This is a genomic window from Streptomyces sp. NPDC020983 (assembly GCF_044333485.1).
In the GTDB taxonomy this organism is placed as follows: Bacteria; Actinomycetota; Actinomycetes; order Streptomycetales; family Streptomycetaceae; genus Actinacidiphila.
In genome coordinates, this window is record NZ_JBIRRA010000004.1 from 543546 (window position 1) to 559791 (window position 16246).

The following is a 16246-nucleotide window of genomic DNA, read 5'->3' on the forward strand; positions in this document are numbered from 1 at the left end:
GCGCGGGGCGGGTGAAGATCAGTTGGTGCCGTCGAGGAAGTCGGCTCCGACGATGAGCCGGATGATCCCCTGCATCTGCCGGGTCAGGGCTGGCACCTGGGCGATGTGCGTGGCTGTCGTCGCGGTCCCCGCGTTGACAGCGGCGAGGTACGTGGTGTTGGTGGCGTAGGCGTTGCGGGCCTGGGTGAGCAGCGTCGCTTCGTTGGTGTCCCGTGTCTGCTGGGTGATGGCGGCGGTCACGTCGGCGTTCTCGGCGTCGGTGAAGGGCCGCTCTTCGAGCAGGGTGCCGTTTTCGTAGCAGCGGTAGGTGCGGGTGGTGATGTCCCACTGCTGGGTCATGGTCGCGTCTCGCAGCTCGACGATGTTGTCGGCGCTGTTGTCCGGTGGGGTCGTCATCAGAAGTAGGTGGTGACGATGACGATGCCCGCGGCGCCGTTGCCGCCGGAGCGCTGGGCCTGGGACGCGGTGTTGGCGGCGCCGGATCCGCCGCCGCCGTAGGTGCCGCCGGCGACGCCGACGCCGTTGGTGGCGACACCGCGGGCACCGCCGCCCATGTGGCTGGCCCCGCCGTGGCCGCCCGCCGCGCCGGCCGCACCGAACTTCACCCCGGCGCCGCCGCCTTGGCCCTGGTGGGCGATGTCGCCGACGATCGTCTGCGTGGCCCCACCCCCGGCGACCGCGGTGGCGGTCCCGTCCGCGCCGCTCGTGGCGCCACCAGCACCCCCGCCCGCTGTCACGTAGCTGCCGAAGCTGCTGTCGCCGCCGGCGCCGCCGCCCGCCACGCCCCCGGCGCCGACGGTAACGGACACGGTGCTGCTGACGGCTGAGGCGAGCAGCAGGGACTCGCCGTACCCGCCGCCCTGCCCGCCGCCGCCGCACGAGGTCTGGCTGGTGCTGGTCGCCGCCGCCACGTGTCCGGCGCCGCCCCCGGCCTGCACCTGCACACGCAGCCACTTGGCGTTCGCAGGCATCGACCAGCTGCCCGAGCTGGTGAAGATCTGCCTGCTGGGTGCGCCGAGCTGGGGGTCGATGGCGTTGGCGAGGGACTCGAAGTGCTCCCAGAGCCTCGTGCTGTCGGTCTCCTCCGGGTACGGGATCCCGTTGGGGGTGGTCTGTGTCACGGGCTCTCCTCAGGAGCGGCGCCAGTAGAGGGTGAGGGTCCAGGCGGCGGACCAGGAGCCGCGCCCGGCGAGGCGGATGTACGGGGTGTCGCCGCTGATGACCATGCCGATGCCGCCGCGTGTGCCGTCGATCAGGGCCTGGCCCCATGACGTGGGCAGCGTGAACGTGGCCTCACTGGGCGAGACCTGGCCCTGCACGCCGAGGGACGGTCCGGCTGTGGATTCGTTCAGAGTCGGGGCGCCGGACGGTCTGGTGGTCTGGGTGACAAGGCGGAGGGTGGGGGCCCGCAGCCCGTAGTCGCCGGACGACAACCGCCGGAGCTTCACCGTGGCTTTCGTGCAGGTCGCACCCGACAGCGTGTGAGGCTTACTGCCATAGAAGACGTACCCGGACGACGACCCATAGCTGCTTCCGGAGTAGCGGCCCTGGATGGTGTCTGCGGAGGTGGACGGGCCGATGTCGGTGCGCCAGTGCCCGTCGCGGTAGGAGCTTGTCGCGACCGGCGCGACCACCAGGGAGCCGGTGGTGGTGACCGGTTTCGGCGGCGGCGCCGCGTCCCCGGAGTCGCCGTCCGGAGGGGTGGCCGTCGCCGGAGGCACGCTCGGGGCGGCCGCCGCGGCGGCGACCGCCCACCACGACGACCCGACCCGTTGCAGCATCAGCGGTGTCCCCGACGCCACACCCGACAGGCCCGCGACCGCGCGTGCCGTGATCAGCACGCCGCTGACGTACACCGGGACAGCCCCGGAGGCGACGGGGCCACCGGCCATGCCCATGAGCGCCCCACGCCCCGCCAGGCGCACTTTGCGATCGCGCCAGTCGGCCATTTCAGCCCCCCGCCAGGATGCGGACCGTCATGGTCATCTGGCCCGGCGCATACGGGAGTTCCAGCGTCTCGATACTCGCGAGCGCCCCCGCGAGGCCGTTGTCGGCGCTGGTGACGGAGACGATGTCGCCGGGGACCAGCCCCGGGTGCGGGTGGCAGGTCACGTCCAGGGTGCGTGACGCGGTGCGCCGCAGCGTCGTCAGCCGGGTTGACGCAGCGGCCCGGCACTGGGCCACGGTGGTCAGCAGGCTGCTGGAGTAGAAGTACGGCACCATCAGCGGACTGAACGGCCCGCCGATCCGGTACGGGCTGTTGCCGTCCGTGTCATAGGCGACCCCGGTGATCTGGGCACCAGTCGCGTCCTCGCCCTGGGCCACGACCGCGGTGAACGCGCCATCCCTCGTCGTGGACCCGGACCAGCGGACCACCGTCCCGCCGACACCGTCCGTCAGCGCCAGGACCGGGGAGCCGGGAGTGCCGTCCGTGACCGGCTCGACCAGCAGCAGCCCGTCCTCGGTGACCCGGGCGGCGGCCGGCCACGCCGTCAGCACCTCCTGCAGCGCGGCCATGCGGTCGTCGTCCCACTCCAGGCCCAGCGGCACGGTGCGGTCGGTCAGTGCCCCGTCTACCTGCACGGTCAGGGCGGGCTCGACGAGCGCACGGACGGTGCTGGCCAGAGTCCCGCTGGGCTGGAACGGGGCCGCGAGCCGCGCCTCGTTGATCAGCGACAGCAGGCCCTCACACGCCACCGACACGGTCATGTCGTCCGCGCTGGAGTCGGTGATCAGAAAAACGCCGCGACGGATCCACTCGAAGTGCCCGCCGACGTCCACCCCGTAGTCCACATGCAGCTGCTGCCCGTAGGCGGCGAGCGGGTCGGTGGGCTGTACCGGTTCCCACGACACCCCGTTGTCGCGGCGGGGCACAGACAGGGTCAGCTGCTCGGGTACGGCCAGGGACCGGTCACGGGTCTCGGTGCCATCCGCGATAGGGATCACGTCCGCGAGGAGCTCGTCACCCAGCCAGCTACTGACCCGCATCTCCATGGTGTACGACCCGGTGACGACCTCCAGGGCCTCGGTGGACATGTCCAGCACGGTGCCCCCTTACGCGCCGAAGTCGTACTGGGCGAGGTCGAGCAGCGTCTGGCCGGAGAACGCGGCCGCCAGGTCGGCGAGGGTGCCGGGGAACGCGGCCGCCAGGTCGCCCAACGTGAATCCCGTCGCCTCCAGCCCCGCCGGCCACGACGTCGACTCAGCTGTGGTCAGGTCCCACCAGGTGTACTCGTCGTACCAGTGGGGCCGCTCGGTGTCGTCGGTGACGGCGTAGTAGCCGTCGACCCGCGACATGGTGACCTGCTTGCGGATCTGCAGCACGCCCTCGGTCGCCCCCTGGAGCACCTGGTGCATGGCGTCGGATTCGGCGTCGGATTCGGTCCGCACGGTGATCGTGGCGGTGGCGCCGCCGCGGCGGCGGCTGACCGTGATCAACCTTCCGGCGATGTTCGACGTGGAGGCGTCCCGGGAGCGGGTCTTCTCCCATCCGGCCTCGATGACGCACAGCGCCCCGATGCCCTGCACGGCGTCGGAGATGACGTCACCGCCGACCGTCGAGGTGATCGAGCTGGTGGTGGTCACCGTCCACGTGGCCCCGTTCACATCGGTGAGGTCTGCCGCGTAGGCGACCGGCACCCCGAGGGGCTGTTCGGCGTCAACGCGGAGGGCCACGTCGTGTCCGGTGACGTCCACGCTGGTCCCGGCCCGCACCGCGGTGCGGGTGTCGCCGACGACCTGGTAGATGCTCGCGGTGACGATGTTGTCCGCCGCCAAGCCGCCCACGGTGACGAGGTTGCGGGGAGGGAACGTCGTCTGCGCGGCCGCGCTGATGGTCGCGGACGCCTCCCGAACCCGCAGCACCCCCGCCACACCGGTCGCGGCGGCCGCGAGAGTCGCCGTGATTGTCGGCGTCTGCGTGCCCGCACCGGACGACACTGTGCAGGTGGCGAGGGCACGCCGGGCAGCATCACCCGTCGCTACCGCGTCGTCAGCCCGCTCGGTGACCGTGCCGTAAGTGATGCCCGTCGCCGCCACAGCCTCCGCCGTGAGGGACGCCGTGGACGCGCCGAGGGCGTACCCGAGCAGGGCCATGTCCCCCGCCGCCCAGGTGAGCGCAGCACCGCCCACCGCGGAGAATCCGGTGCCGCTGGACGTGTCGGCGCCGACGCTGACCGCCCACCGCCACCCCGTGCCTGCCGACCGGGTCAGGACGTGGATGCGGCCGGAGATCAGCGACCCGGACGACCCGGAAGGGATCGCCGTCGTCGGCGCCGTGTCCCCGCCGGCCGCGACGCGCACGAACCACGTCAGGCGCCGCGGGCCGACGCCTGCCCCGAAGGATCCGCCGCCGCCGGATGTGGAGTCCACGAGCGTCCACCCGGACGGGGTGGACGGCGTCGGATCGTCCGTATGCCCCGACGTGACGACCAGTACAAGCAGTTGCCCCACGGTCGGGGTGGCCGGGTACGCGGGGGTGATGCTGGACGCCGCCGAGCTCAGCGCACCCGCCGCGCTGTACGAGATCGTCACGACGTCCCCACCTTCGCCCGGAACGCCGACCGGGTCTCCCGGGCCCTCGTTCGCGCCTCGGATGCCTGCACTACGGGTTCGATCTCCACCCGGATGAGGTCCCGCAGCCGTGGATCGTCCGTGTGGATGTGGATGACCGGCTGCACCACCACTGCGCTGCCCCCGCCGGCCGGAAGGCCACCGGCGACGTTGCGGGCCCGTACCGCCGCGGCGGTGTCGGCCATGCGCTGGGCTTCCCGCTCAACATGCGGGGTGTACGCCCGCATGCCGCTGACGACGCCGAGCGCGGTCTGCTTGCCGACCTGCTCGTGCATCACCCGGCTGGGGCTGTGGATGCCCAGCCGCCGCTTGATGGTCGACACCATCCCGGCTGCGAGGCGGTTCATCTCCGCCTGGAGCGCCTTCTCCTGCGCCTGGAGCCCGCTCAGGAAGCCCTTCCCGGCCTGGGCGCCGGAGTCGTACATCGCGTCGGCCATCGTCTTGCCGAAGCTGGTCGTGAGCGCCGACTGCGAGGCCGCCAGCTTGTTCAGGGCCTTGATGTCGCTGGACGAGGCGCCTGAAAGGATCTTCGCGAGCTGACTGCCCGGCCCCGCATCCGCCAGTTGCGTCAACAGGGTCTTGTTCAGCCCGCGCTTCGACAGGCTCGCGGTTTCCTTCGCGAACGCGGACGCCCCGGCCTGCCCCTGCCGCATCTGGGCGATGAGACCACTGATGCTGGTCGCCGACGTGTCGGTGACGCTCAGCAGGTCAGCGAGGCTCTGCGCCTGGTCCGTCACGGCCTGCCGCGCCTGGGTGATCTGCGCCGCGATCGACGCCCGCCGGTTGGCCAGGCCCTGCATCCGTGTGGACGTCCGAAGGTTGCCCGCGACCAGCCCCCCCGCCCCAGCGTGCTGGAGCTTGGTGTTCATGGACTTGATCGCCGACGCGACTCCCGACGCGGTCCCGGTCTCCAACGCCTTCAAAAACCCGTTGGACAGGGCACCGCGCACCGCTGCTGCCAGGTCACGCGCGATCGTGCTGGACTTCGAGGTGCCGCTCGCGTACCCCGGCAGCTTCGTGCCCGTGGTGCCAGCCAGTGCCATCGAGTCGGCGTGGTTGTAGATGCGGGTGCCGGTCGAGCCGACCCGCATCAGCTCCGGGCCCTTCTCACCCACCCACGCCAGGGTCCCGGGGCGGGCCACACCGCCGGACGCGAAGCCGGCGACCTTCCCACCGAGAGCACCAGCGGAGCCACCAGAGCTCCCAGTCGTCGCCCGTTTCACGGTGCCGAGGAAGTCCTTGACGCCCTTGAAACCGGCCCGCAGCCCCGACAGCAGCCCGGACATGACGTCCTTGCCCTTGCCGTACAGCCAGTCGCCGGCGCCATCGAAAGCACCCTTGATCGGGGAGACGAGGTGGCCGTACAGCCACTTCCCGATTCCCGCGACAGCCGAAGAGATGCCGGACAGCAGCCCACGCACCAAATCCCCACCGATCGACGCGAACACCGTGGAGGGGCTGTGGATCCCGAACAGGGACTTCACCGCCCCCACGATCGGGGAGACCATGTGCGAGTACAGCCACTTGCCGACCCCGAGCAGGCTGGTGCCGACACCGTGGAGCAACCCGTTGACGAGCGCGGCACCCGCAGCCACCAGCCACGTGCCAGACCGCATGAACGGCTTCACCAGGTTCCCCGCAAGCCGGCCGATCGCGGTACCGACGTACACGCCACCACGGACGATGCCGTTGCCGAGGCCCTGCACGAAGCGGATCCCGGCGGCACCGGCCCGCGCGCCGTACCCGAAGACCTTGAGCACGAGCTCGTCCAACTTCGCCAACAGGGTCCGGCTGGCCTCCGGGAAGACCCGCTCGAAGCCCAGGACGAAACCGCGCCCGACACCGCGGACCACCGCACCCACCCCCTTCAGGATCCCGCCGAGGGGCTTCTCGACAAGCTTCCCGAGCCCGCCGAGGCTCTTCAGGAGAGGGGCGAACATCTTCAGGACGGGGATCTTCTCGAACACCTTCGCCAACGCCCCGCCGATACGGCCGACCGGCACCAGCGAAACCACCGCAACGATGGTGTCCAGCCAGTGCTTCCGCCAGAAGTCCGCGGTGAACAGCGGGTCGAACAGCGACCGGACGAACCCGATGGACAGCGGAATCGCCATCTTCCCGAAAGACTTGCCGATCTTGACGTAGTCGAGTTTCCCGAGAGCCTTGATGACTCGCGTGGTGAGATCCGACAGGTGCTGCCCAACCCAGCCGATGGCCGTAGCCAGGCCTGCGCCGATCTGGCGTCCGAGCTTGCCCCAGTCGACGCCCTTCACGGCGTCACCGATGCCGCCGGAGATGAGCTTCCGCAGCTGCTCGCCGAACTGCCGCGCTTCCGACTTCTGCGGCTTCGGACGCGCAATCATGCTCGGAATCGTCGGGGCCTTGATCTGCGGCGACGGCATCCTAGGTGCCTTCTTCGGGGTGAGCCCGTCGAAGAAGTCCGACACCAGGCCACTCGCCGTCGTGAAGCTGCTCTTGATCTGGTCGACCGGCACGAACTTCGTCACCAGCTCGTGCCCGAACCGGTCGACCGCAGGTAGCGCCGTCTTCGTGATGTACGTGACGAAGCCGGTCAGCGGCGGCAGCAATACGTTGCCGGTCTTGATCGCGAACACTTCGAGGTTCGACCGGATGATTTTGAGCTGTGCTGCCGCGGTCTTCCGCTGGGCCTCCACCGCAGGCCCGTACTTGCCCATCGAGCTATTGATCTGGACCTGCTTCTTCTCCAGCACGTCCAAGTTGTTGACCATGGACAGGATCGCGGAGCTGGACTTCCCGCCGCCGAACGCGCGCGACAGCAGGGCCGCCTGGTGGGTGGCGTCCAGCCCCGACTTGCCCAGGTGCTCGGACAGCAGCTTGATCGCGCCGATGATGCCGTCCTTGGACCGCATCGCCTTGCCCAGCATGTTGCCGGTCAAGCCGATCTTCTTGAGCTGCTTCTCCGCCGCCTTGGACGGAGCCGCCAGCAGCGAGATCGACATGCGCAGCCTCGTCGCCGCACTCGCACTGTCGATACCCTCGTCCGTGAACAGCGCCAAAGCGCCACCCACCTGCGCAAAGGTGAGCCCGAAGGTCTTCGCGGTCGGCAGGATTCCGGTGCCGAGCGCGGCGACCATGTCCTCCATGCGCATGTTGCCGGCGCCGATGATGGCGTTGACAGTGGCCGCGGTCTTGCCGAAGTTGTCAGCGCCCTTGATGCCGGTCCGCCACGCGCCGGCCAGCGCGTTGGTGGTGGCTTCGAGGTCGCTGCCTCCGACCGCCGCCAGATCCGAGGCGGTCTTCAGCGCCGTCATCGCCTCGACGTTGTCCATACCGACGCTCTTGAGGTGGTACAGGCTTTCGGCGAGCTTCTGCGGGCCCTGCTGGGTGGACTTGCCGAGTTCCAGCACCTGCTTGGAGAGGGTTCCGACGTCCTTAGCGCTGGCCCCGGCCTGCGTCTGGATCTTCTTCATCTCAGCCTCGAAGGCGACAGCCTTCTTGGTGCCCTCGGCGAGACCGACCGCGACGCCCGCAGCCAGGGCGGCGCCCGTGGCGAGCCCGGCCTTCGCGAGCTTGCCCAGCCTGCGCTCCAGCTTGGAGGCTGAGCCGCCCACGCGGCTGAAAGTCCGGGACGCGGAGTCTCGGGCGATGAGGTCGTACCGGACACCCGACGTGCGGATCGCCACAGCACCCACCCCCTTGCCTGTGCCGGCCGGGCGGGACCCGGGATGGAAGAGGGGGTGCTACGTGTCGGCTTCTGCGGCGCGTTCGGCGGCCTCAATGCGGTAGAGCGCCATCCAGTCGGTCAGCTCCTGGGAGCTGATCCGGGCGAGCATCTCCGCCCGGGTCATGCCTCCGAGGTCTCGGGCGAGGACGAAGGTGAACCGTCGGAAGGCTCCTTCGTCTCCTCGGAGTTTCCCTCCGCGTCCTCGGCCGCCTCGTCGGTCATGCCGGACAGGCGCGCGGCCACGTCGTAGAGACGCTCCAGGACCGCGGCGTTCTTCTTGCCGAGGGCCATAGCGTCCTGGTCGGCGAAGATCCTGGTGCCGTTCTCGTTGACGAGGACCCGCACGAGCAGCCGGGCCCTCGCGTTCCGCAGGTCGAGCTGCCCCTTCTTGCGCAGCCCGTTCTCGTACTCGTCTCGCTCGGCGCCGGTCATCGAGCGGATGTTGACGTCACCACCCCACTCGGGGCACGGCACCGTCTCGGTACGGGAGTCGACCGCGGCGATGATGGCGTCACGGGACAGGGTCATGTGTGGTGCTCGCTTCCTAGGTGATGTCCTTGCTGACCTGGTCGATGACCCGGTTCACGGCGACGCGCGCCCGGGGGCCGGAGGCCCGCATGACGGTGAAGAAGTACGGGTGCGGGGACTGCTGCACGATGACCTTGCGGTTGCCGTACACCGGGTGCCGCCAGCGCGGTTTGGTGCCCTCCATGTACGCCTGGAGGCTCTTCGCCTTGGTCGGCATCTTGCGGCCGTCGACCCGGATGATGACCGCCGCCTGACGGCCCGTGGTCTTGGCTTCCAGCCCGGTGGCCCGGCTGAGCTGCCCGCGCAGCCCCGCCGCGGTGTAGGGGCGGCTGGAGGGGATGGCCCGGATGGATGCCCGCACGGCCGGCACCAGCGGTTTGGCTGCGGCCCGCAGTTCGCGGCGGAACCGCTTGAGCAGCTCCTTGTCGTCCATCCTGCGGAGCTCGCGGCTGATGCGTGTCAAGTCCCGGCCGTGCCGCAGCTCGACGCTCACGGCTCAGGCGGGGATGACGACGTTCTCGGCCGGCTCGCGCAGCGTCGCGAAGTTCACCATGATCTCGGCGACCGCGGTGATGTCGCGCTGCTTCGGTACGCCGGTGACCTGCACGGGGAAGATGTCCATGAGGTACCCGGCGACGTCGCCCTCGTCCATCCACACGATGTTGCCGAAGTCGCCGCGCAGCAGGACCGCGCGGACGTCGACACTGGTGGCGTCCGCGAAGAACGTCAGGCTGGAGTCGCCGGCCTCGGTGTTGCTGGGGACCTTGCCCGTGAAGCGCGAGCCCAGCGCGTTGACGTCCTCGGTGTTGCCGGTGACCTCCCACCCCGACGTCGCGCTGATCTCCGGGGACAGGTCGATGCCTGCGTTGATCTCCGACCGCGTCGGCGCCGACAGGGTCGCGATCGAGGGCACCCACAGCACCTTCGAGATGCCCTGGCGGTAGTAGCGGGTGGACTGGCTGATCGGGGTCGCGCTCATGACGGCGTCGCCTCCTTGTCGGACGTGGAGCGCCGCCTCTTGGGCGAGTCGGGCTCAGGGGTGGGCTCGGGTGCCTGCGGCTCGCCGGAGGACTCCGGTGCGGAGGCTGCCTTCGCGGGCACGGGACGCGCCGGAGCTGCGGGGGCGTCGGTCTCGACCCAGCCCGCGGCGGCGTAGTGCGGGACCTGCAACCGGCCCACCTGGATCGGCGGGCTGTCGGGCAGCTCCGGGTGGCTCATCCACACGCGGTCGCTCATGACGCCGCCACCCGCACCACGGCCACCGACACGGAGGTGACACCGTCGTAGGTGATGGCGGCCCGCCCCGTCGCCGGGTCGCGGTACCGGTCGGTTACCGGGATCAGCTCCGTCTTACCGGCGGCCACCGACACCGTGCGGTCGGAGACCGTCAGGTCCCCGTCGACGGTCTGCGGCGTCGCCAGCGTCACCGTGTGGCTCGACGCGTCCGCGTTCTTGATCGCGAGGAAAACACCAGCGCCGGTCTGGCAGGTGTCACCGCCGGACGTAGCCGCGACCAACTGCGCGTCCAGCTGCAGCCCCTGCAAAGGGACCACGTGGGTGGTCAAGGCGGCCATGAAATCTCCGTTCGTGGAGTCGTGGGAGGGTTGTGGTGCGACCATCGGCCCGACCAGGGACAGGGAGATGGCAATGAACTTGAAAGACGCCCGCGATCAGGTCGAGCGCGAGCACCCGGAGCTGAAGGGGACCGCGCGCATGCTGGCCATCAAGGCGCTGCGCGACCAGTCCGACGCCGTTGCAGGGGCGAAAGAGGATCCGCAAGCTGCGACGAAGTCATCCCAGGGCGACGTGTATTGCCAGAACTGCGACCAGCCTGTCCGCCCAGTCGTCCGAAACGGCTGGGGCAAGCTCGCCACGTTCATCGCGCTGCTTCAGTTGGCCGCCGTCGTCGTGTCGGTAGTCGCCTGCTTCACGGACGTGGAGCCCGACGGGGGCGCGTTGCGGAGCCTCGCGGCGTGGCCGGCCGCAGTCCACCCTGTCGGGGTGGGCGTCATCACTGCCCTCGTCGCCTTCTTCGTAGCCGTAGGAATCGCGGGGACCCTCACTCGGCGGGCCGAGCGCAACGGCACGTGCCCGAAGTGCAAGAGCACCCTCGCGGACCAGGCAGCCGGCTAGCGGCGGGTGAAGGCATCGATCTCGACGGCGAATGCGACGGTGGCTGCGGCCCCGGTCTCGTCCTGGACCTGCGTGAGGGTGCTGGTCCCGAGCCGGGCCATCATCACGACCCCACCGAGGCGCTGGTCAGCAGCGAGGACGCCGCCGACCTCCCCGAGCAGCTGGTAGACGCGACGGCGGGCGGCGGGCATGTTCCCCGCACCGTTCAGGACGAGCGCCGCGCACCGGATCGTGTACTGCTCCCGGTCGGGCATGGGCGCCAGGCCCTCGCGAGCGTTCTGCCCCTCGACCGCCGTCGGGTCCTCCTCGTCCCCGGCGCCGACCGTGATGGCCTCCACCTGCCCAGAGGCTGTCACCACGGGCCCGTCGAAGACCGTCACGTCCGCCAGACCGGGCGCGGCACGCAACGCCGCCACGAGGGCGTCCAGGGCGTCCGGGACCGTCGACTGCCAGACCATCAGCCCACCACCGGCCGCGAGGCGCCCAACCATTCAAGGGCCTTGCGCGGGATGGTGTAGGACCAGCGCGGGTCGTAGGTCTCCTCCGGGCCGACCACGCCTGCCCGCCGGCCGCCGACACCGCGCTGCGTCTCCCAGGTGTGCTGCAGCACCACCGCGGCCCCCCGCTTGTAGTGGTCCGGGATCACCTCGTACCCGGCCTCGTACACCGCCTCGGCCAGGCAGGTCAGCGGGGGCCCGGACAGGACGCGCACCAGTCCGGTGTCGCGGGTCACCCGCAGGCCTGCCGGGTCCCACGTCTGCCCCCCAGCCACCGCGGTCAGGGACGTGATGGAGATGACCGGCACCGACCACAGCCGGAACCGGCGCCCGCCCTGCGACACCCACTCGATGTCCTCGGTGACCGTCCGCTGCACGATCACCTCGCGCTTGTAGTCCTCGATGACGGGCGTGATGCCATCGCAGTACGCCTGGATCTCCGTGTCGGCACTGGTGTCGTCAGCGGGGATACGCAACTGCCGCTTGGCCTCGTCCAGCGTCAGGATGGAGGGCACGTCACGCCCCCTGGTGGGCCGCCACGTATGCGTCCGTGACGTCCTGCGGGACGGCGCCGCGAACGGGCACCTCGATGCCCTGTTCCTTCGCCCACGCCCGGACGTCCTTCGCTGCGGGCTGTTCCACCGGCGCGTTCTTCTCCTGCTTCTCGGGTGCGGGGGTCTGCCCGTCCTCACCGTCGACCTCGAAGTGAACGAAGACCGGCTGGAACATCTCGCCGGCCGCGTCGAGGATCGGGTGGCCCTCGCGGGCCATCGTGGACCCTTCCTCGATGAACACGGTCTTCCCGGCGAAGACCAGCGCCGCCGACTTCCGTGCGACGTAGATGCCGCCTGCCACGGCGACCTCCTCTCTGTGGTTGGCGCCCCGCCCGTTGGAGCGGGGCGCCGGTCGGGTCAGGCCGGGGAGACCACGTTCAGGACGCGGAACGCGTTCGGGACGAGGATCTTGCAGTTGTTCGACCAGTACGCGTAGATGCCGCGCTGACCGGTCGGACGCCCGTTCGCGCCGAACAGGTGCGGCACCAGCTCGATGCTCATGCCGATCCGGTCCACGATGAGGAAGCCGCGCTTGAAGTCGCCCAGGACGGCGACGTAGTTGGCGACGGCCCCGGAGGAGGCGATGGCTCCGTCCATCGCGGACGCCTCGTAGGCGGGGTAGCCGATCAGCTCCGGCGGCATGCCGGGCTGGAGCCGCGCCCACAGGTCGCCGGCCAGACCGCCCTTGGACTCCGCGGCGCCGCGGACCTTGTTGTAGATGGCCTTGTTCGCCATCCACGTTGCGTTCCTGCGGAACCGCGGGCCGAGGGCGTTCTCGACGGCGAACAGGTCGTCGGGGACGGTCAGGGCGCCCGCGCTGCCGGTCTGGCCGACGCGGGAGCCGGACGGCATGGTGCCGATCAGGCCGTTCGGGTTGTCGCCGGTGCCGTCACCGAGGATGAAGCTGGACGCCTCCTCGTTGTCCTTGGCGTCCTGCAGCAGCATGGTGACCTCGCCGCGCATCGCGTTCCAGGAGGCCTCCAGCTCGACGGTGAAGGGCACGAAGCCCTGCACGCGCTGGGTGTCCACGGACGGCTGCGCCAGGGTCGGGGTGGAGTCGGGGGCCTCGTCACCCTCCGCACCGCGGGTCACCGTGACCCCGGCGGAGGTGACGCCCTCCCACTTCTTCCCGACGACCTGCACCTGCCGGGCGACCTCCCGCAGCGGGTTGATCGACCCGTCCGAGGTGAGGATGACGGTCGGGTCCAGCTGCATCGGGACTGCGAAGCCGCCGGCCGCGTCCACGCCCAGCGACAGGGCGCGGGACTCCTCCGAGGTCAGGCCGTCCCGGGAGAACTGCGTGAGCATCTTCCCGAACGCCCGGTTGTAGATCGGGCTGCCGGTGGCGAGCATGCGGCGGGCCAGGGTGCCCTCCTCGTCGTCCACGCGGGTCAGCAGCTGCTCGGCCCGCTCCTGCGCGGCCTCGCGGCTCTCGACGCCGGGAAACTCGCTGGTCTCGATCGCGCGCATCGCGCGGTCCCGGTACAGGTCGGCCATGTCGTCGATGCTGCGGGCCTGCTGGCGGACCTCGGCCAGGTTGTAGATGTCGTCCGGGCGCCGGATCAGCGCGGGCGCCTGCCGCCCGTACCCGCCGGCGCGGGTGGCCCCGCCCACGGTGGCGCGCTCGGTCCCGCCCGGCACCGCGGCCAGCTGCCGCAGGCGCTCGGCGCGCTCGGCCGTCGCGGCGATGGCCGCCTCGTGCCGGTCGTGCTCGCCGTTGAGGTCGTCCCACTCGGCCTGCACGTCCTCGGGCAGCGTCGCACCGCTGAACTCGGTGTCGATCTCCTGCAGCCGCACACTGATCTCGCCGAGCCGCGCGGTGCGCTCCTCGACGGTCATGCGCTCGTCGGTCTCTCGGGCCATGCCCGTACTCCTTGTCTGGTCGGTGTGGTCCGAGTGCGTGCGCGGCTCGGTTGCGGCTCCGGGGCCGGGCGCGGGCGTGGGGGCGGCTGCAGTGCCCTGGGGGGCGGCTGGAGTGCCCGCGGCCGGTGCGCGGCTCGAAGTGCTCGTGCTCGTGAGGGTGATGCTCTCCCGTGGCGCAGGGGTCTCGGCCGCCGCGGGCTCGGGCGCCTGCGGGGTCTGCTCCTCCTCGGAGCGGACCCCGAGGATCGCGGCGTCGGAGTAGGCCGGGATCGGGGTCGGCCCGTACTCCAGCAGCGCGATCTCCTGCCGCGTCACCAGCGTGCGTGCCCCGGAGCGGGCCGGTACGTAGGGGCCCTTCGGGTCGGACTTGATGAACCGCCCGCTGAAGGACTGGCCCTTGATGTCGCCGTTCTTGATGGACTCCAGCACCGCATCGGCCAGCGCCGAGCGGTTGTACCGGGTCACGGTCAGTAGGCCGCGCCCGTCCGCCCGCGGCGGCTCGACCGGCGTACCGATCGGTACCGACCCCAGGTCCGAGGGTGACCCGTGCAACGTGCGGGCGTGGTGGTAGAACACCCCGATCCGGCCCGCCCGCTCGCGCAGCGTCTTGTCGAACGCGGTCCGCGCGATCTGCTCGTCGTACTCGCCGTCCTGGTCGACGATGTGCGTCGGGGAGTCGAAGACCGCGGCGTAGGCGGTGACGGTGCGACCGTCGCCGCCGGCGCGAATCTCGATGTCGTCGAGCGCGAACACGCGCTGATACAGCTCACCGGTCACTGCCCGGCTCCTTCCGCTGGGGTCTGGCCAGGCGCGGCGCCGGCTGCCGGGGGCGCCTGGCCGCTGTTCTCGCCGCTGATCGGCTCCTGGCCGTCGGTTGGCGGCTGCAGCTGCACCGACGTCAGGCCGGTGTGGACCAGCAGGGACATGTCGTTGTTCATGACCGCGGCTGTCGCCGACTTCGCGGTGAACCCGTCGCGGACCAGGGCGGTGATGGTCTGCGCCTGTGTCTGCTGGATCCGCGCGAGAACCTCCGCGTCTTCCCGCATGAACGCCACAGACCGGGTCGTGTACCAGAGGCTCGACCCGGAGTCCGGTGGGGTCAGCAGCACCTCCAGGGAGGCCGCCGCGTTTGACCACAGGTGCTCCAGCGTTCCGTCCGACAGCCGGCGGCGGGCGGAGGAGAAGTTCCCGGCGTTCAGCGCGCTGCCCTGGAGTCCCTCGGAGAAACCCACCCAGGACGGCGGCACGCCCGCGGCCGCGGCAAGCCGTGACTCGCCCTTGCCCTGTGTGGCTGCGAAGTCCAGCTGGCGCATGTCCGCGCCGATCACCTTCGGGTCCGCACCGCCGCCCATGTACAGCGTCCGGTACGCGTTCGCGACCCCGGTGTGCTCTTCCTCCATCAGGGCCTTGAAGGCCTTGACCTGCTCCAAGCTCACCGACGGGTCGTACTTGATCGCCAGATTCGGTGTCGCAGCGTTCTGGAAGAACCGGTACTTGTGCTCGGTGGCCATGCCGTCGGCCTGCAACTCCCGCAGCACCGGGGTGATCCACGACATGCCGAGGAAGTGGAAGTCCGGGTCGGGGATCGGCGCAAAGTGCGCGATCCTGCCGTTCGAACCGTCAGCGGGGTAGAACTGCATGCGCCCCGACGGCGGGTCGTACACATGCCCGGCGACCTCGACGTCCGGGGCCTCCGCCGGATGCTCGGCGTCGGTCTGCGACCCGAGCACGATGATCACCCAGTGCGGGTGCAGCACGTTCAGCCGGTCCGCGGCCGTGCGCCGCACGTAGGCGTTGCCGGCCGTGGAGACGTTCCACTCCATCCGCCCCAGCAGGTCCCCTGTCGTGCCGCCCGGCCATGGGCGCTCCAGCACACCCAGCTCGGACGAGCCGAACAGGTCCGTCGGGGCACCGGCCTGGAACCGGGTCCACTGGAACCGCGCCTGGGAGAAGATCTGCTGCCGCGCCAGAACCAGCGAGAAGATCGGCCCATTCGACTTCGCCGCCGCCGTCGCGGTCAGCGCGACAGCCTCCTCGTCGATGTTGCCCATCGTGGTCTGCACGATCGGGTAGTCCAGGCCGCCGAACTGGAAATACTGCGCCCACTGACCCAGGCCCAGCGCCGCGTCACGGCGGCTCGGGCCGGGCTGGGTGGCCCGTGCGGCGTTAATGCGGTCGATCAGTCCCACGCCGCGCCTCCCGCCATCCCATCTGCGCCGCCGTCGCCATCCAGGCGACCGCCAGCCACACCAGCGCGCACGCCTTCGCCGCGACCCAGCCCGCCCCGAACAACAGCCCCGCCAGGGCCGTCAGGACCGTCCGCCAGAACCGCACCTGCCGGGCCCGGGCGGTGATCCGATCCAGCGGAATCTCCACACTCGGCACCGCCACAG

The 16246-nt window shown here is 70.6% G+C and carries 18 protein-coding genes; 1 reads left to right on the forward strand and 17 read right to left on the reverse strand.

Going from position 1 to position 16246, the window contains the following annotated elements:
- Positions 1-18: 18 nt before the first annotated feature.
- The 11 genes from ACH4SE_RS11430 to ACH4SE_RS11480 form a co-directional block, all read right to left on the reverse strand.
- The gene (locus ACH4SE_RS11430; protein ID WP_398543091.1) at positions 19-396 is read right to left on the reverse strand and encodes a hypothetical protein; all 378 of its coding nucleotides are present in this window, start codon (positions 394-396) and stop codon (positions 19-21) included.
- Positions 396-1121 (reverse strand): hypothetical protein, encoded by a 726-nt coding sequence (locus ACH4SE_RS11435; protein WP_398543092.1) that lies wholly within the window; start codon positions 1119-1121, stop codon positions 396-398. Before ACH4SE_RS11435 ends, ACH4SE_RS11430 begins: the two co-directional genes overlap by 1 nt.
- Positions 1122-1130: 9 nt before the next feature.
- Positions 1131-1892: a hypothetical protein gene (locus tag ACH4SE_RS11440; protein ID WP_398543093.1), complete on the reverse strand. Its 762-nt coding sequence runs from the start codon at positions 1890-1892 to the stop codon at positions 1131-1133.
- Positions 1893-1950: 58 nt separating this feature from the next.
- Positions 1951-3036, reverse strand: a complete 1086-nt coding sequence (locus tag ACH4SE_RS11445) for a DUF5047 domain-containing protein (protein WP_398543094.1) — start codon at positions 3034-3036, stop codon at positions 1951-1953.
- 18 nt (positions 3037-3054) lie between these two features.
- Entirely contained in the window at positions 3055-4533 is a 1479-nt protein-coding gene (locus ACH4SE_RS11450; RefSeq protein ID WP_398543095.1) for a hypothetical protein, read from the reverse strand.
- Positions 4530-8237, reverse strand: a complete 3708-nt coding sequence (locus ACH4SE_RS11455; protein WP_398543096.1) for a phage tail tape measure protein — start codon at positions 8235-8237, stop codon at positions 4530-4532. The genes ACH4SE_RS11450 and ACH4SE_RS11455 overlap by 4 nt, the downstream gene beginning before the upstream one ends.
- A 161-nt stretch (positions 8238-8398) precedes the next feature.
- On the reverse strand, positions 8399-8806 hold the full coding sequence (locus ACH4SE_RS11460; RefSeq protein WP_398543097.1) for a hypothetical protein: 408 nt from the start codon (positions 8804-8806) through the stop codon (positions 8399-8401).
- 16 nt (positions 8807-8822) lie between these two features.
- Entirely contained in the window at positions 8823-9269 is a 447-nt protein-coding gene (locus ACH4SE_RS11465; protein WP_398543098.1) for a hypothetical protein, read from the reverse strand.
- A 33-nt stretch (positions 9270-9302) separates the two neighbouring features.
- Positions 9303-9785 carry a hypothetical protein gene (locus ACH4SE_RS11470; protein WP_398543099.1) on the reverse strand — a complete coding sequence of 161 codons (483 nt, stop codon included), beginning with the start codon at positions 9783-9785 and terminating at the stop codon, positions 9303-9305.
- On the reverse strand, positions 9782-10042 hold the full coding sequence (locus tag ACH4SE_RS11475; protein ID WP_398543100.1) for a hypothetical protein: 261 nt from the start codon (positions 10040-10042) through the stop codon (positions 9782-9784). The genes ACH4SE_RS11470 and ACH4SE_RS11475 overlap by 4 nt, the downstream gene beginning before the upstream one ends.
- Positions 10039-10380 (reverse strand): hypothetical protein, encoded by a 342-nt coding sequence (locus ACH4SE_RS11480; RefSeq protein ID WP_398543101.1) that lies wholly within the window; start codon positions 10378-10380, stop codon positions 10039-10041. Before ACH4SE_RS11480 ends, ACH4SE_RS11475 begins: the two co-directional genes overlap by 4 nt.
- Positions 10381-10453: 73 nt before the next feature.
- Here ACH4SE_RS11480 and ACH4SE_RS11485 point away from each other — a divergent pair, with 73 nt between their 5' ends.
- A complete protein-coding gene (locus tag ACH4SE_RS11485) occupies positions 10454-10939 on the forward strand; it encodes a hypothetical protein (RefSeq protein WP_398543102.1) in 486 nt (161 codons plus the stop codon).
- Here the strand turns inward: ACH4SE_RS11485 and ACH4SE_RS11490 are convergent.
- From ACH4SE_RS11490 to ACH4SE_RS11515, 6 genes are read right to left on the reverse strand one after another with little or no spacing between them, the layout of a single operon-like run.
- Entirely contained in the window at positions 10936-11397 is a 462-nt protein-coding gene (locus tag ACH4SE_RS11490; RefSeq protein WP_398543103.1) for a hypothetical protein, read from the reverse strand. The two genes, ACH4SE_RS11485 and ACH4SE_RS11490, sit on opposite strands and share 4 nt — an antisense overlap.
- Positions 11397-11951, reverse strand: coding sequence for a hypothetical protein (locus tag ACH4SE_RS11495; protein WP_398543104.1), 555 nt, complete (start codon positions 11949-11951; stop codon positions 11397-11399). Before ACH4SE_RS11495 ends, ACH4SE_RS11490 begins: the two co-directional genes overlap by 1 nt.
- 1 nt (position 11952) lies before the next feature.
- Complete coding sequence (locus tag ACH4SE_RS11500; protein WP_398543105.1) at positions 11953-12291, reverse strand: histone-like nucleoid-structuring protein Lsr2; 339 nt, start codon at positions 12289-12291, stop codon at positions 11953-11955.
- A gap of 56 nt (positions 12292-12347) precedes the next feature.
- A complete protein-coding gene (locus ACH4SE_RS11505; protein WP_398543106.1) occupies positions 12348-14630 on the reverse strand; it encodes a phage major capsid protein in 2283 nt (760 codons plus the stop codon).
- Positions 14627-16042: a phage portal protein gene (locus ACH4SE_RS11510; protein ID WP_398543107.1), complete on the reverse strand. Its 1416-nt coding sequence runs from the start codon at positions 16040-16042 to the stop codon at positions 14627-14629. The genes ACH4SE_RS11505 and ACH4SE_RS11510 overlap by 4 nt, the downstream gene beginning before the upstream one ends.
- Positions 16020-16229, reverse strand: coding sequence for a hypothetical protein (locus ACH4SE_RS11515; RefSeq protein ID WP_398543108.1), 210 nt, complete (start codon positions 16227-16229; stop codon positions 16020-16022). The genes ACH4SE_RS11510 and ACH4SE_RS11515 overlap by 23 nt, the downstream gene beginning before the upstream one ends.
- Positions 16230-16246: the final 17 nt, after the last annotated feature.

What these genes read in the sequence shown, in the direction of transcription:
- ACH4SE_RS11430 (WP_398543091.1), bottom strand. Translation starts at nt 396, where the DNA reads ATGACGACCCCACCGGACAACAGCGCCGACAACATCGTCGAGCTGCGA.
- ACH4SE_RS11440 (WP_398543093.1), bottom strand. Translation starts at nt 1,892, where the DNA reads ATGGCCGGTGGCCCCGTCGCCTCCGGGGCTGTCCCGGTGTACGTCAGC.
- ACH4SE_RS11445 (WP_398543094.1), bottom strand. Translation starts at nt 3,036, where the DNA reads ATGTCCACCGAGGCCCTGGAGGTCGTCACCGGGTCGTACACCATGGAG.
- ACH4SE_RS11460 (WP_398543097.1), bottom strand. Translation starts at nt 8,806, where the DNA reads ATGACCCTGTCCCGTGACGCCATCATCGCCGCGGTCGACTCCCGTACC.
- ACH4SE_RS11470 (WP_398543099.1), bottom strand. Translation starts at nt 9,785, where the DNA reads ATGAGCGCGACCCCGATCAGCCAGTCCACCCGCTACTACCGCCAGGGC.
- ACH4SE_RS11475 (WP_398543100.1), bottom strand. Translation starts at nt 10,042, where the DNA reads ATGAGCGACCGCGTGTGGATGAGCCACCCGGAGCTGCCCGACAGCCCG.
- ACH4SE_RS11480 (WP_398543101.1), bottom strand. Translation starts at nt 10,380, where the DNA reads ATGGCCGCCTTGACCACCCACGTGGTCCCTTTGCAGGGGCTGCAGCTG.
- ACH4SE_RS11485 (WP_398543102.1), top strand. Translation starts at nt 10,454, where the DNA reads ATGAACTTGAAAGACGCCCGCGATCAGGTCGAGCGCGAGCACCCGGAG.
- ACH4SE_RS11490 (WP_398543103.1), bottom strand. Translation starts at nt 11,397, where the DNA reads ATGGTCTGGCAGTCGACGGTCCCGGACGCCCTGGACGCCCTCGTGGCG.